At 39.7% G+C, this 15326-nt stretch carries 16 protein-coding genes; 11 read left to right on the top strand and 5 right to left on the bottom strand.

Annotation, left to right across the window (positions count from 1 at the left end; genetic code table 11):
* Positions 1 to 8 precede the first annotated feature (8 nt).
* Both proC and fic read left to right on the top strand, forming a co-directional pair.
* A complete protein-coding gene (gene proC / locus QT74_RS05285; RefSeq protein ID WP_033765192.1) occupies positions 9 to 782 on the top strand; it encodes a pyrroline-5-carboxylate reductase in 774 nt (257 codons plus the stop codon).
* A gap of 27 nt (positions 783 to 809) precedes the next feature.
* Positions 810 to 1343 carry a protein adenylyltransferase Fic gene (gene fic, locus QT74_RS05290; RefSeq protein ID WP_033765194.1) on the top strand — a complete coding sequence of 178 codons (534 nt, stop codon included), beginning with the start codon at positions 810 to 812 and terminating at the stop codon, positions 1341 to 1343.
* A 90-nt stretch (positions 1344 to 1433) separates the two neighbouring features.
* Here the strand turns inward: fic and ybeY are convergent, their stop codons facing one another.
* The 3 genes from ybeY to QT74_RS05305 form a co-directional block, all read right to left on the bottom strand.
* The gene (ybeY, locus tag QT74_RS05295; protein ID WP_033765196.1) at positions 1434 to 1856 is read right to left on the bottom strand and encodes an rRNA maturation RNase YbeY; all 423 of its coding nucleotides are present in this window, start codon (positions 1854 to 1856) and stop codon (positions 1434 to 1436) included.
* A 54-nt stretch (positions 1857 to 1910) separates the two neighbouring features.
* Positions 1911 to 2405 (bottom strand): flavodoxin, encoded by a 495-nt coding sequence (locus QT74_RS05300; protein ID WP_000516075.1) that lies wholly within the window; start codon positions 2403 to 2405, stop codon positions 1911 to 1913.
* Positions 2406 to 2496: 91 nt separating this feature from the next.
* On the bottom strand, positions 2497 to 3078 hold the full coding sequence (locus QT74_RS05305) for a DedA family protein (RefSeq protein WP_033765198.1): 582 nt from the start codon (positions 3076 to 3078) through the stop codon (positions 2497 to 2499).
* Positions 3079 to 3200: 122 nt separating this feature from the next.
* Between QT74_RS05305 and ccoS the strand changes: the two genes are divergently transcribed.
* On the top strand, positions 3201 to 3392 hold the full coding sequence (ccoS, locus tag QT74_RS05310) for a cbb3-type cytochrome oxidase assembly protein CcoS (RefSeq protein ID WP_033765200.1): 192 nt from the start codon (positions 3201 to 3203) through the stop codon (positions 3390 to 3392).
* A 24-nt stretch (positions 3393 to 3416) separates the two neighbouring features.
* Positions 3417 to 4391 carry an NAD(P)-binding domain-containing protein gene (locus QT74_RS05315; protein ID WP_033765202.1) on the top strand — a complete coding sequence of 325 codons (975 nt, stop codon included), beginning with the start codon at positions 3417 to 3419 and terminating at the stop codon, positions 4389 to 4391.
* 6 nt (positions 4392 to 4397) lie between these two features.
* On the opposite strand, the gene QT74_RS05320 is transcribed toward QT74_RS05315, so the two are convergent.
* Positions 4398 to 5558 (bottom strand): HP1165 family MFS efflux transporter, encoded by a 1161-nt coding sequence (locus tag QT74_RS05320; RefSeq protein WP_033765203.1) that lies wholly within the window; start codon positions 5556 to 5558, stop codon positions 4398 to 4400.
* Between the two features lie 63 nt (positions 5559 to 5621).
* Between QT74_RS05320 and pgi the strand changes: the two genes are divergently transcribed.
* Both pgi and hofH read left to right on the top strand, forming a co-directional pair.
* Positions 5622 to 7259, top strand: a complete 1638-nt coding sequence (gene pgi, locus QT74_RS05325) for a glucose-6-phosphate isomerase (RefSeq protein ID WP_033765205.1) — start codon at positions 5622 to 5624, stop codon at positions 7257 to 7259.
* Positions 7260 to 7561: 302 nt separating this feature from the next.
* Positions 7562 to 8977, top strand: a complete 1416-nt coding sequence (gene hofH / locus QT74_RS05330; RefSeq protein WP_033765207.1) for an outer membrane beta-barrel protein HofH — start codon at positions 7562 to 7564, stop codon at positions 8975 to 8977.
* 295 nt (positions 8978 to 9272) lie between these two features.
* Here hofH and QT74_RS05335 read toward each other — a convergent pair whose 3' ends face one another.
* Positions 9273 to 11336: a carbon starvation CstA family protein gene (locus QT74_RS05335; protein ID WP_033765209.1), complete on the bottom strand. Its 2064-nt coding sequence runs from the start codon at positions 11334 to 11336 to the stop codon at positions 9273 to 9275.
* A 209-nt stretch (positions 11337 to 11545) separates the two neighbouring features.
* Between QT74_RS05335 and QT74_RS05340 the strand changes: the two genes are divergently transcribed.
* The 5 genes from QT74_RS05340 to QT74_RS05360 all read left to right on the top strand — a co-directional run bounded on the left by QT74_RS05340 (position 11546) and on the right by QT74_RS05360 (position 15177).
* Positions 11546 to 12199: an amino acid ABC transporter permease gene (locus QT74_RS05340; RefSeq protein WP_033765212.1), complete on the top strand. Its 654-nt coding sequence runs from the start codon at positions 11546 to 11548 to the stop codon at positions 12197 to 12199.
* Positions 12200 to 12201: 2 nt separating this feature from the next.
* Positions 12202 to 12873, top strand: a complete 672-nt coding sequence (locus tag QT74_RS05345) for an amino acid ABC transporter permease (protein WP_033765213.1) — start codon at positions 12202 to 12204, stop codon at positions 12871 to 12873.
* A gap of 1 nt (position 12874) precedes the next feature.
* Positions 12875 to 13621, top strand: coding sequence for an amino acid ABC transporter ATP-binding protein (locus QT74_RS05350; protein ID WP_024118206.1), 747 nt, complete (start codon positions 12875 to 12877; stop codon positions 13619 to 13621).
* Positions 13622 to 13670: 49 nt separating this feature from the next.
* Positions 13671 to 14504: a transporter substrate-binding domain-containing protein gene (locus QT74_RS05355; protein WP_033765216.1), complete on the top strand. Its 834-nt coding sequence runs from the start codon at positions 13671 to 13673 to the stop codon at positions 14502 to 14504.
* A gap of 121 nt (positions 14505 to 14625) precedes the next feature.
* Entirely contained in the window at positions 14626 to 15177 is a 552-nt protein-coding gene (locus tag QT74_RS05360) for a hypothetical protein (RefSeq protein ID WP_033765218.1), read from the top strand.
* Positions 15178 to 15326 lie beyond the last annotated feature (149 nt).

The following is a 15326-nucleotide window of genomic DNA, read 5'->3' on the forward strand; positions in this document are numbered from 1 at the left end:
GGTGCGTCATGGAAACTTTGCAATTCATTGGCTATGGGAATATGACCCAAGCGATTTTGGAAGGCTCGCATAAAATTTTATCCAAGCGTTTTATTTTAGAAATCACCGGGAGAAACCCTGAAAAAATCGCCCCCTTTTTACAAGAAAAAAACATTCAAGCTCAAATCGTGCATTACAAAGACGCTATTAATGTGCATGAAAAATTCGTGTTTTTACTTTTTAAGCCTTATAACCTTAAGGATTTTAACTATCAAGGCCAGGCTAAAAGCGTTTTGAGCGCTTTAGCTGGCGTGGGTTTTGAAGCCTTAAAGGGCGCGATTGATTCTTCACACTATCTCAAATGCATGCCCAATATCGCAAGCAAGTTCGCCCTTTCTTCTACAGCGGTGTGCGAAAAATCAGTTGCACCTTTGATAAGCGAGAAGGCTTTGAGTATCATTGAGAGTTTTGGGAGTTGCGTGCGAGTGGGCAATGAAGAGCAGGTTGATTCTAGCGTTGCAACGAATGGGAGCGCGCTCGCTTTTTTAAGCTTAGTAGCGAGCAGTTTGAAAGACGCCGGCATTAGAGAGGGCCTGAACGCTAAAGATTCTTTAGAATTAGTGAAAATGAGTTTTAAGGGCTTTGCCAAGCTTTTAGAACAAGAGCGCCCTGAAATGATTACAGAGCAAATTTGCACCCCTAAAGGCGTAACGATTGAGGGCTTGAGCGTTTTAGAAAAAAGGGGGGTTAGGGGAGCGTTTATAGAAGCTTGCCATGAAAGCGTGAAAAAAATGCGTCCCTAAAAAATTGCACTCTTTAAAAGAAGCGCGATGCATTTAGACAGAAAAAGTTTAGAAAAAGCCAAGCATTTAGTCCAAAGCGGTTATATTGACACCATAGAAGTAGGCACGATCAAAGGCTTGCAAGAAATCCATCGTTGTTTGTTTGAAGGGTTGTATGAATTTGCCGGGAAAATCAGGGATAAAAATATTTCTAAAGGGAATTTTAGATTCGCTAACTGCTTGTATTTGGATTTGATTTTACCCAGAATTGAGGGCATGCCGCAAAGTAATTTCAATCAAATCATAGAAAAATATGTGGAAATGAATATCGCCCACCCTTTTTTGGAGGGTAATGGCAGAGCCACAAGGATATGGCTTGATTTGTTGCTTAAAAAGGAATTGAAAAAAATTGTGCTTTGGGATAGGATTGATAAAGCCGCTTATTTGAGCGCGATGGAGAGAAGCCCTGTGAATGATTTGGAAATCAAAACGCTTTTAAAAAAGCATTTGAGTTCTAATACCAACGATCCCTTAACTCTCATTAAAGGCATCACGCAGTCGTATTATTATGAAGGGCTTTGAAAAATTCCAAAAAGCATTTTTTCAAATCTTAAAAATACCATTCTTAAAAATTAAAAACTTTATTTGTCAGCATTAGTAGAGCATCTAAACCTAATCCTGTGTGCGTTCAATCAAACTCAAAGGCAAGTTAAACGCTTTAATGAGTTCGCCCTCTTTTTGGCGTTGTTCGCCCTTATCTTTTTCATGGTCATAGCCTAACAAGTGCAACACCCCATGAATGAATAAAAGAGCGATCTCCTCTTCTAAACTATGCCCTAATTTCAGAGCGTTAGTTTGAGCTAATGGTATGTTAATCACCACGCTCCCTAAAGGGGTGTGAGGGATCGCTTCTAAAGGGAAGCTCAAAACATCGGTAGCGTAATCGCAGTTCCTTAAATCCCTGTTGATTTCTCGCATGGTTTCATCGCTCACCAAAACAAGCTCAATGATTTGAGTGGGGGCTAAAACATTTGCGATTTTTTCTAATAATAAAAAATCCGATTCTAGTGGGGTTTGGTTATCTATTTCTAGCATCAACAAGATATAAAAAGAAGTTTAAAAAAGCCCTAAAATTTAGGGCTTTAAAGATTAAGCGAAAGAACCTTTAACTTGTTCTACCCATTTTGAAATCCTCTCATCAGTGAGATCGTCTTGATTGTCTTCATCAATCACAAGACCCACGAATTTACCGCCTTCTACCGCTTTAGAAGCTTCAAAATGATAACCATCAGTGGGAGTTTGTCCTACCACTTTGCCGGCTTTAGCTTTTTCATAAATGTGGAAAATGCCTTCTGCGAAAGTTTCGCTGTAAGTGTCTTGATCGCCCAAGCCTACAAGCCCAATGGTTTTATTCGCAAAGTCGCTCGCTTCTAGCGTGCCTAAAAAGTCTTCCCAATCTGTTTGCAAATCGCCCGCACCGGCTGTTGGAGCGACTAGAATAACCTTTGTAAAGCTATTGAATTGCTCTTTAGAAGCCTTAGCCACATCAACCACTTCCGCATTACCAATAGCCTTGCTGATTTTTTCGGCAATGGCTTCAGCATTCCCGCTGTCTGTCCCAAAAAAGATACCAATTTTTCCCATGTTCTCAATCCTTGTGTTTAAAGATATTAACGCACCCACTTTATGCGAATGCTTGTGGGCGTAGTCTAGCGCATTTAATTAAACATCTTGCTTAAAAACCCATTTTGTGCGAATATCGTTTCAATAAAAACCATATTAAAAGCGCTATAAGAACAAAACTTATGATAAAAAACGAAGTGTAATGAGAAAGCCTTTCATACAGCGTTTTCACCCAATCGCTCGCTTGAAAAGAAACGCTCCCCACGATTAACGCCCACAAAAAACTGGATAAAACATTAAGCCATAAAAATCTTTTTAAAGGGTATTTGCTAAAACCAATTGCCAAAGGCACAACGCTTTTAATCCCATACAAATATTTATTGACAAAAATCATGAGCAAGGCGTAGCGTTTCACCCACAAACTCGCTAAAGCAAGCTTTCTTCGGTGCTTATGAAAATATTGCAAAAAATCTCTTTTTTGATAGCGGGCAAAGATTACAAGAGCCCCACTCCCTACCATATTCCCTAAAAAAGCGACAAGAATGGTTATTTTTATATCTAAAGCGTGCGTGGTAGCGCTCAAAATAGAAGCGATGACAATCCCCACATACCCGCCCCCTAAAGAATATAAAAACAAAATAAGATAACCCCACTCCTTAAAACCCTCTTGAAAACGCAACAACGCTTCTTGCATTCAAACCCTCTTTTTAGTTTTCTCATTTTCATGTTATCCAAACTTATTCAACCTATTGGTGATTTAAACGCTATCTTTTAGTATAATGACAGCGTTATCCTAATAACCTAAAAGATATAGAGATGAATACAGAAATTTTAACCATCATGTTAGTTATCTCAGTGCTTATGGGATTGGTAGGCTTAATAGCGTTTTTATGGGGGGTTAAAAGCGGTCAGTTTGACGACGAAAAACGCATGCTTGAAAGCGTGTTGTATGACAGCACGAGCGATTTGAACGAAGCGATTTTACAAGAAAAACGCCAAGAGAATTAAAAGAATTAAAATAAAAGGATAGGAATGAATCAAGAAATTTTAGATGTGTTGATAGTGGGTGCAGGGCCTGGGGGCATTGCCACGGCCGTAGAATGCGAAATAGCCGGCGTTAAAAAGGTGCTTTTATGCGAAAAAACCGAAAGCCATTCAGGCATGTTAGAGAAGTTTTATAAAGCCGGTAAAAGGATTGATAAAGATTATAAAAAGCAAGTCGTAGAGCTTAAAGGGCATATCCCTTTTAAAGACAGCTTTAAAGAAGAAACTTTAGAGAATTTCACTAACCTTTTAAAAGAGCATCACATCACGCCAAGCTATAAAACCGATATTGAAAGCGTGAAAAAAGAGGGCGAGCTGTTTAAAATCACCACCACTTCTAATACAACCTATCATGCTAAATTTGTGGTGGTTGCGATTGGGAAAATGGGCCAGCCAAACCGCCCTACTGCTTATAAAATCCCTGTTGCGCTCTCCAAACAAGTGGTTTTTAGCATCAATGATTGCAAGGAAAATGAAAAAACCCTTGTGATCGGCGGAGGCAACTCAGCGGTGGAATACGCCATTGCTTTGTGTAAAACCACCCCTACCACTCTCAATTACCGCAAAAAAGAATTCAGCCGTATCAATGAAGACAACGCTAAAAACTTGCAAGAAGTCCTGGATAACAACACGCTTAAAAGCAAGCTTGGAGTGGATATTGAAAGCCTAGAAGAAGATAACACTCAAATTAAAGTTAATTTCACCGATAACACGAGCGAGAGTTTTGATCGCTTGCTGTATGCGATCGGCGGCTCTACCCCTTTAGAGTTTTTCAAACGCTGTTCTTTAGAATTAGATCCTAGCACGAATATCCCTGTGGTGAAGGAAAATTTAGAGAGCAACAATATCCCTAATTTGTTCATCGTGGGCGATATTTTATTCAAATCAGGGGCGAGCATCGCTACCGCACTCAATCATGGCTATGATGTCGCTTTAGAAATCGCTAAAAGGTTGCGCTCTTAAAGCCGCTCACTCATCAAACGGCTTAGCCTTATACAAAAAGAAAAAGAGGATGATAAACGTTAGAGTAAAATGCATGGTGATGATAGTTAGGGGTGAAAAGTAACGCAACTCTAAACTGCTCAAGGATAAAACTAACACAGAAACCACGCGCACACAGCTTGATGAGAGCGATGAGAGCGATGAAATGTTGTTTTTAGAAACGAATTTGGAAAATTGATACCCCAAGCAATAGCTCATGTAAGTGAAAAACGCCACCATGAGCGCATACACCCCTATGAAACAATAAGGGATATTGCTAAGCAATAAGGGGCTAACGCTTAACAACACCACAAGCGAACTCAAGGCGATTTTTTGGCTGTAATTGGAGGCTTTTAAAAAATGAATGAGGATAGAAATCACTTGAAAAGCGATATAAAACACAAAAAGGTATCGCTCTTTAACGCCTTGTTTTAAAAAATACGCTTGCCACATTTGAAAATGGCTCATAAAAAAGACGGGCGTAATCAAATGCCCCACTAACAAAATTTTAAGCTTGGGGTTATCTTTAAGCTCTTTAAGGCTGCCTTTGACTTGCTCTTTAAGGAGTTTCAAACTTTTTTGGCTTTTAAAATCCCCTTCTTTCTCTTTAAAATAAATGATGATCGTTAGCGCGCAAAGCATGATTAAAAAAATCCCCACGATATACAGCATCGCATGGATTTTGAGATACAAAAACGATCCCAAAGAGCTCCCTATAATCATGCCCAAATAAACGATTTGATTGTTTTTGGCTAAAAACTTGGACAAATCCTTTTTGTTTTCTTTAATGTCTGTGATGAGCGAAGCTTCAATCGTGCCGCTAGAGCATGCGCTATACAAACCATACAACCCCCACGCTAAAAGCATGAGGATAAAGCTATCAAAAAATAGCACAAACGAAAAACTAGCGATTAAAAAGGCATTAGAAACCAGGAATAAATTCTTCCGGCTCATCAAATCCGCTAAAACACCGCTCGGGTATTCAGCCACTAGCACGCAAAAGCTAAAAAAGGTTTGCACGAGCAAGATTTCACTCAAACTAAGCCCTTTAGAAAGCAACAAGGGGGTTAAAATCGCATGGGGCAAGCTTTGAGCGATGATTAAGAGAAAATTCGCCCCATAGTAAGCTAAAATGTTTTTTCTTAACATTTGAAAATTATAATTAAAACTAGCTTATAATACGGCGTTATATCTTTTCATTAAGGGGTATTGATGCTAACCCAATTAAAAACTTATCCAAAATTACTCAAACATTATGAAGAAATCAAAGAAGCGCATATGCGCGATTGGTTTTCTAAAGACAAAGATCGAGCGAACCGCTATTTCGTGCAATTGGAAAGCTTGAGTTTGGATTATTCCAAAAACCGCTTGAACGATACCACTTTAAAGCTTCTTTTTGAATTAGCGAATGACTGCTCTTTAAAAGAAAAGATTGAAGCGATGTTTAAGGGCGAAAAAATCAACACCACCGAAAAAAGGGCCGTTTTACACACCGCCTTAAGAAGCTTGAATGACACTGAAATTTTACTAGACAACATGGAAGTGTTAAAAAGTGTTCGGAGCGTTTTAAAACGCATGCGAGCCTTTAGTGATAGCGTGAGGAGCGGTAAAAGACTAGGCTATACCAATCAAGTGATCACTGATATTGTCAATATCGGCATTGGGGGGTCAGATTTAGGCGCTTTAATGGTTTGCACCGCTCTAAAACGCTACGGCCACCCGAGATTAAAAATGCATTTTGTGTCCAATGTGGATGGCACGCAGATTTTAGACGTTTTGGAAAAAATCAATCCAGCCAGCACGCTTTTTATCGTGGCTTCTAAGACTTTTTCCACTCAAGAAACCTTGACCAACGCCCTAACCGCTAGAAAATGGTTTGTAGAAAGGAGCGGCGATGAAAAGCATATCGCTAAGCACTTTGTAGCGGTATCCACCAATAAAGAAGCCGTGCAACAATTTGGCATTGACGAGCATAACATGTTTGAATTTTGGGATTTTGTAGGGGGGCGTTATAGCTTGTGGTCGGCCATTGGCTTATCCATTATGATCTATTTAGGGAAGAAAAATTTTAACGCTCTTTTGAAAGGGGCGTATTTGATGGATGAGCATTTTAGAAACGCCCCTTTTGAAAGCAATTTGCCCGTTTTAATGGGATTAATTGGCGTGTGGTATATCAATTTTTTCCAATCCAAAAGCCATTTGATCGCTCCTTATGATCAGTATTTGAGGCATTTCCCTAAATTCATCCAACAATTAGATATGGAAAGCAATGGCAAACGCATCAGTAAAAAAGGCGAAACCATCCCCTATGACACATGCCCTGTTGTTTGGGGCGATATGGGCATTAACGCTCAGCACGCCTTTTTCCAGCTCTTGCATCAAGGCACGCATTTAATCCCCATTGATTTTATCGCCTCTTTGGATAAAAAGCCTAACGCTAAAGGCCACCATGAGATTTTATTCAGCAATGTTTTAGCGCAAGCGCAAGCCTTCATGAAAGGCAAAAGCTATGAAGAAGCGCTTGGGGAATTGCTTTCTAAAGGTTTAGACAAAGATGAAGCCAAAGACTTGGCCCACCACAGGGTGTTTTTTGGCAACCGCCCCTCTAATATCCTTTTATTAGAAAAGATTTCACCAAGCAATATTGGGGCGTTGGTGGCTCTTTATGAGCATAAGGTCTTTGTGCAAGGGGTCATTTGGGATATTAACAGCTTTGATCAGTGGGGCGTGGAGCTTGGGAAAGAATTAGCCGTGCCGATTTTACAAGAATTAGAGGGGCATAAAAGCAACGCTTATTTTGACAGCTCCACTAAACACTTAATAGAACTGTATAAGAACTATAACCAATAGGTTTTTTGCGGCAAAGTGAAACCTAAAAATAATGAAGCGAAGCTTAACCCCATTCTCAAGCGATCCATTCAAAATAATCCGTTAATCGTAACGGATTTTAGCACCATATATTAGCCATTTGAGTTTAAAGGGAGTAAATTTTCTACAAATTAATCGTTTTTAGCTTTTAAAAGCTTGACTTTCTCGTCATATGCATTATTTTACATATTATAATTACTTCAAAGCTAAGAATAATAAAAACTAAAGAATAGATTTATCTTTAAAAGCATTTGCATTTATCAATCTCATTTTAGGAGGCATGCATGAAAAAGGCAAGTCAGGTTTTATTCTTTGGAGCGTTTTTAAGCACTTCTTTACAAGGTTTTGAAGCTAAGCTCAACGGCTTTGTGGATCAATCCAGCACGATCGGTTTTAACCAGCATAAAATCAATAAAGAAAGAGGCATCTACCCTATGCAGCAATTCGCAACGATTGCGGGCTATTTAGGGCTTGGTTTTAGCCTGTTACCCAAAAAGGTTTCAGATCATGTTCTAAAAGGCAAAATAGGGGGCATGGTCGGATCTATTTTCTATGACGGCACGAAGAAGTTTGAAGACGGATCTGTGGCTTATAATCTCTTTGGTTATTACGATGGGTTTATGGGGGGCTATACGAATATCTTACAAACCGATAGCCTTGAGACGCAGAACATGAAATACAACAAAAATGTCCGCAACTATGTCTTTAGCGACGCGTATTTAGAATACGCCTATAAGAATTATTTTGAAATAAAAGCCGGGCGCTATCTCTCCACTATGCCTTATAAAAGCGGTCAAACGCAAGGCTTTCAAGTTTCTGGGCAATACAAGCATGCGCGCTTGACTTGGTTTAGCTCTTTTGGGAGGGCGTTCGCTTTTGGATCGTTTCTATTAGATTGGTATGCCGCACGAACTACTTATAGCGGAGGCTTTACCAAAAACGATAAGGGAGGTTATGATAGCCATGGGCGAAAGGTGCTTTATGGCACGCATGCGGTGCAACTCACCTATAAACCTCATCGTTTCCTCATAGAAGGCTTTTATTACCTTTCGCCTCAAATCTTTAACGCTCCGGGCGTTAAGATTGGTTGGGACTCTAACCCTAATTTTAGCGGCACAGGCTTTCGCTCTGATACGGCTATCATAGGGTTTTTCCCCATTTACTACCCTTGGATGATCGTTAAATCCAATGGAAGCCCGGTCTATAAATACGACACGCCTGCCACTCAAAACGGGCAAAACCTCATTATCCGCCAACGCTTTGACATCAACAATTACAATGTTTCAATCGCTTTTTATAAAGTCTTTCAAAACGCTAATGGTTGGATAGGCAACATGGGGAATCCAAGCGGTGTGATCATGGGGAGTAACAGCGTCTATGCGGGTTTTACAGGCACAGCCCTTAAAAGAGACGCCGCTACCATTTTCCTTTCTTGTGGCGGCACTCACTTTGCCAAAAAATTCACATGGAAATTCGCCACACAATACTCCAATTCAGTGGTCTCTTGGGAAGCAAGAGCGATGATCTCTTTAGGCTATAAATTCAATGAATATTTGAGCGGTAGCGTGGATCTTGCGTATTATGGCGTGCATACTAACAAAGGCTTTAAACCAGGTGAAAACGGGCCTGTGCCTAAAAACTTCCCCGCCCTTTATTCTGACAGGAGCGCTTTATACACGGCTCTAGTAGCATCATTTTGATGCTACCCCCTATGAATATGGTAGGCATCTTTTTTGATGCTATGAACACAAAACATGATAGGCGTTTTTTAACGCTGTTCCTCTAATCTCTATATGTAAAATTTCTTTTCAAGCAAAAGCCCTTTTTAAATCATACCCGTTAAGTAAAATACAAGTTCATTTTTAATTTAAATCAAGCGATAGCCTTTTAAGAACCAGAGCAGAAATCCCAAACGTCTTTAGTGTTTGCACGCTTCACGAACAGGGTCAAACTTTTTTTATGGATTTAAAGGGGGGGTTAAAACCCCTTTTTTATTCAAGCAGCTTTGATATAGGGCGTTTCAGCCAGCGGCGGGTAGATTTTATTTTTAAAATAAGCGTTTGAACAAATCCTAACGCTTACGATTAAAACCAACAACGCCACAAACATGAAAAACACGCACAAAATCGCATCAATCATGTGGTTAAAAAAGGATTTTTGGAGCGTTTTGAGCGCTTTTTCATCGGTAGTGAGTGCTATTTTTTCTTTAATGATTTGCATTTGAGCCACATGCGAAACATTATTAAGCACGCTATCATCGCTCTTTGGCATCACTTTTAACACACCGCTATAAAAAGTGATCGCTAGAATCAAAACTGCCGGCAAAGCGCTTACCATCGCCCCTTTAAAACGCCCCATTTTAAACAACACCACCGTAACCAACAACAACGCCATGCCCGCTAACATCTGATTGCTCACGCCAAATAAAGGCCATAGCGTATAAATCCCCCCTTTAGGATCAATCGTGCCTTGATACAAGAAATACCCCCACCCTGCCACGCACAAAAGAGTGGCAAAAATCCCAGCCTTATAAGAGCTAAGATCGCCCAAAGGCTTATAAACATTGCCGAGCAAATCTTGGATCATAAAGCGAGCGGTTCGTGTGCCTGCATCCACAGCGGTTAAAATGAACAGAGCTTCAAACAAAATCGCAAAATGATACCAAAACGCCATCACGCTTGGATCCCCTAAAATGTGATACACGATCATCGCTAAACCAATCGCAAAAGTGGGCGCCCCACCGGTGCGGCTCAAAATGGAGCTTTCGCCAATGTTTTTAGTCATTTCATTGATTTCTTCAGCGCTGATACTAAAACCCCATGAGCTAATCACCGAAGCCGCATCAGCTATATTTTTACCGATGCTCACTTCTGGGGAATTGATAGCGAAATAAAGCCCTGGGTGCAAGATCCCCGCGCACACCAACGCCATAAGAGCCACAACGCTCTCCATCACCATAGATCCATAGCCCACTAGCCTGGCGTCGCTTTCTTTAGCGAGCATTTTAGGGGTCGTGCCTGAAGAAATTAAAGCATGAAAGCCGCTAATCGTCCCGCAAGCCACCGTGATAAACAAGAAAGGGAACACGCTTCCTGCAAACACAGGCCCACTGCCATCTACAAAGGGCGTGATTTTAGGGATTTGTAAAGGCGGAGCGACAAAAACAATGGCCACAACCAACACCCCTATAACGCCAATTTTTAAAAAAGTGCTTAAATAATCTCGTGGAGCGAGTAAAAACCATACCGGTAAAATAGAAGCCACAAAACCATAACCCATGATCATCCACGCTAAAGAACTGGCTTCAAAAGTAAAAATTGACGCTAATTTAGGATCTAAAGAAACGTATTTACCCGCATAAATCGCTATAATCAACAAAATAAAGCCGATAATAGAAACTTCCAAAATCTTATGCGGCCTGAAAAACCGCATGTAAAGCCCCATAAGAATCGCAATGGGAATGGTCATAGCGATCGTAAAAAAGCCCCAAGGCGAATGCGCTAAAGCCTTCACCACCACCATCGCTAAAATCGCAATGATAATGAGCATGATTCCTAAAATCCCTAAACTAGCGATCATGCCTACAAATTGACCCATTTCAAGCTTGATCATTTCGCCTAAAGACTTGCCATCGCGCCTAATGGAAGCAAAAAGCACCACAAAATCATGCACGCAACCCCCTAAAACCGAGCCTATCAAAATCCATAAGATAGAGGGCAAGTAACCCATTTGAGCGGCCAGTATCGGGCCTACTAAAGGGCCAGCCCCAGCAATAGCGGCGAAATGATGCCCAAAGGTGATGGCTTTATCGGTTGGCACAAAATCCTTGCCGTCATTCCTTACGCATGCAGGCGTGGCTCTGTTATCGTCTAGCTTTAACACCCTATAAGCGATAAAATGGCTATAAAAACGATAGCCTATGCTATAAATGCAAGCGCTCGCTACTACAAGCCATAGCGTGTTAATGCTCTCACCCTTGTGTAAGGCTAACACCCCTAAACAGATCGCCCCTAAAACAGCTACAAAGACCCAAGCCAAAGAAACTAAACTTTTTTGCATGTCCTCTCCATTTAATGATTGTTTAATCATTGTTGTTAATTTCAGCCAGTTTTTTTATTATAATCCAAAATTTCTTTGAATAGTGGTAAAACGGCTCATAAACTTCCCGCTTAAAGGCTTGGGTTTTCCAAACTTCTAACAATTAAGGTAAATAAGAGCTGTTTTAAACATGATTCTTTAAAGCGTCATTAATTTTAAGGTTTAGCGTTATGGCATTAGATTGGGATTTTATGTTTCACTCCATCCCTATGTTTTTTAAGGGGTTAAAACTCACGCTTTATATTTCTTTTTTTGGGATTTTGCTCTCTCTTTTGGTGGGGTTTTTGTGCACGATCATTTTGTATTTTAAAACGCGTTTTCTCTCTCCTGTTGTCTATATCTATGGCGAAATCGCTAGGAACACGCCCCTACTCATCCAGCTTTTCTTTTTGTATTACGGGTTGAATGAAATCGGTTTGAGCGCTTTAGAGTGCGCGGTTTTAGCGTTAGGGTTTTTGGGTGGGGGGTATATGAGTCAAAGTTTTTTGCTTGGGTTTAAAAGCTTAGCTTCCATTCAAAGAGAAAGCGCTTTGAGTTTAGGGTTTGGCCCTTTGAAGATGATGTATTATATTATTCTGCCTCAAAGCTTAAGCGTTTCTATGCCTTCCATAGGAGCGAATGTGATTTTTTTACTCAAAGAAACTTCGGTGGTGGGCGCGATAGCCCTAACCGATATTATGTTTGTGGCGAAAGATTTTATTGGCATTTATTACAAAACGACTGAAAGTCTGTTGATGTTAAGCCTCACTTATTTGATCGCTTTGCTCCCTTTAAGCGTTTTGTTTGTGATCTTAGAGCGTTTCTTTAAAAAGAAAGTGGCTTAAAAATGGGAGTTTTGTTAGAATTAGACAATCTTAAGCGTTTGTTAGAAGGGTTTGAAACCACTCTTTTGATCGCTCTTAGCTCTGCGATTGTTTCAATCATTGTTGGAATACTTTTGGGGAGTTTGATGGCGTTTGGTTCTAGAATAATGGTTTTGGCGTGCCGTGTGTATTTAGAAAGCATTCGCATCATCCCGCTTTTAGCATGGCTTTTTATCGTGTATTTTGGGTTAGCGAGCTGGTTTGATTTGCATATTAGCGCCGTTTTAGCGAGCGTTATTGTTTTTAGCTTGTGGGGTGGCGCTGAAATGATGGATTTAACTAGAGGGGTTTTAACTTCCGTGAGCAAACACCAAGTAGAAAGCGCTCTAGCTTTAGGCTTAGATTCAAAAAAGGTGATTTTTAATATTATTTTCCCTCAAAGCTTTTTGTCTTTATTGCCCTCAAGCCTTAATTTATTCACGCGCATGATTAAAACCACAGCCTTAGTCTCTCTCATTGGAGCGATTGATTTGTTAAAAGTGGGCCAGCAAATCATAGAGCTTAATCTCTTACGCATGCCCAATGCGAGCTTTGTGGTTTATGGCGTTATCTTAATGTTTTATTTTAGTTTATGCTATAGTTTGAGCCTGTATAGTTCCTATTTAGAAAAAAAATTCCAACACATTAGAGGGTAAAATGAGCGCGATTTTAGAAACCAAAGGGTTAAAAAAAACCTATCAAAACCATTTGGTTTTAGACGGCATCAATTTCACTTTAAATAAGGGTGAAGTGGCAGTGATTTTAGGGCCTAGTGGGTGCGGGAAAAGCACTTTTTTAAAATGCCTAAACGGGCTTGAAAAGATTGATGGAGGTGAAATCCTTTTTGAAAACACTAACCTTAATACGCCAGCCACTAACTGGAATCAAATGCGCCAAAAAATAGGCATGGTGTTTCAAAATTATGAATTGTTCCCGCATTTAAATGTGTTAGATAATATCTTACTCGCCCCCTTAAAAGTGCAAAAACGATCCAAAGATGAGGTCATTTCTCAAGCCGTAGAGCTTTTAAAGCGAGTGGGTTTGGAGCATAAACAACAAGCTTACCCTAAAGAATTGAGCGGTGGGCAAAAACAGCGAGTAGCCATCGTGCGTTCTTTATGCATGCGGCCAAAAATCATGCTTTTTGATGAAGTAACCGCCTCTTTAGACCCTGAAATGGTTAAAGAAGTTTTAGAAGTGATTTTAGAATTAGCCACAACGGGCATGAGCATGGTGATTGTAACGCATGAAATGAAATTCGCGCAAAAAATCGCTCATAAAATCGTGTTTTTTGATAGCGGTAAAATCGCTGAAGAAAACAGCGCTAAAGAATTTTTTAACCACCCGAAATCTCAAAGAGCGCAAAAATTTTTAGAAACTTTCCATTTTTTAGGGAGCTGTTAAATAAAGTTTGCTAAAAAGATGATTTTAATTTCAAGAAAAAGGTGTTTTTATGAAAACGAACGGGCTTTTTAAAATGTGGGGGCTGTTTTTAGTTTTGATCGCTTTAGTCTTTAACGCATGCTCTGATAGCCATAAAGAAAAAAAGGACGCTTTAGAAGTCATTAAACAAAGAGGGGTTTTAAAAGTGGGGGTTTTTAGCGATAAGCCTCCTTTTGGATCTGTGGATTCTAAAGGGAAATATCAAGGCTATGATGTAGTCATCGCTAAACGCATGGCCCTTGATTTATTGGGCGATGAAAATAAGATTGAGTTTATTCCTGTAGAAGCCTCAGCTAGGGTGGAATTTTTAAAAGCCAATAAAGTGGATATTATCATGGCTAATTTCACGCACACTAAAGAAAGAGAAAAAGTCGTGGATTTCGCTAAGCCGTATATGAAAGTCGCTTTGGGGGTGATTTCTAAAGATGGGGTCATTAAAAATATAGAAGAGTTGAAGGATAAAGAGTTGATTGTGAATAAAGGCACGACAGCGGATTTTTATTTCACTAAAAATTACCCCAATATCAAACTTTTGAAATTTGAGCAAAACACAGAGACTTTTTTAGCCCTTTTAAATAATAAGGCTACCGCTCTAGCCCATGATAACACTTTGTTGCTCGCTTGGGCGAAACAGCACCCTGAGTTTAAATTAGGCATTACAAGCCTTGGCGATAAAGATGTGATCGCTCCAGCGATTAAAAAAGGCAACCCTAAGCTTTTAGAATGGTTGAATAACGAAATGGATTCCCTCATTTCTAGCGACTTTTTAAAAGAAGCTTACAAGGAAACTTTAGAGCCTGTTTATGGCGATGAAATCAAACCGGAAGAAATTATTTTTGAATGATTTCTTTAGGCTTTGATTTCTTGACAGAGCGTGTTTTGATTGCTAAATTAGCGGTTTTGTGATCTTTTTGTTTTTCATTTTGAGATATATTTGTTTGATTTTACATTGAAAGGATTTGTTGATGAGTTATTTTTATAAGCGTTGTTTGAAATTTTCATTAATTGGGTTGCTAGGGCTTTTGAGCGTTCAGCTTGACGCTAGGAGTTTTGTTGATGGGGATTTAGACATTCAAAAATTCAGCTATGAAGATTCTCTGCTTAAAAAGGGAGATCCTAATGGCACACATAAGGTTCAGGTGCGAGATTATAAGGGCAAAATGCAAGAGGCTGAGATCCACTCAGAAATACGCATTGCGGTTAAACCGGGGGTTAAAAAAGAAGTTAAAAAAGGCAAGATTTATAGCGCTCAAATCAATGATGGCATGTGCTATGCTTTTAGAATGCTCCAAACCGGCGATAATACCACAGGCCTTGATTCTAAAGAGTTCCCCAAGCAAAGTCGTGAAAAAAAGGGCCGAGTGATCACTTTAATCGGTAAAGATGAAGTGCCTTATCTTATTTTAGAAACCGATTGCCAAGTGGGTGATATTGCAAAGATCTCTTTGGTGGGTAATTTTGATGGCACTGGGTTTCTTACGGAATATAAATTCAAAGACGCTAAACCCATTTACTAGTCTTTATTCTTTGCTTCATTCTTAAAATCTCTTAATCTTTTGTGGTTAGGGGATTTTTTTATTCATTAGCAGTATTTTTGATCGCATCTTAAAAATTTTAAAAACCCTGTTTGTGTTTTTGCCTCAAGTTGTTAAAAAAAGCTCTGTCC

The organism is Helicobacter pylori SA213A (assembly GCF_000476275.1).
Classification (GTDB): Bacteria; Campylobacterota; Campylobacteria; order Campylobacterales; family Helicobacteraceae; genus Helicobacter; species Helicobacter pylori_CL.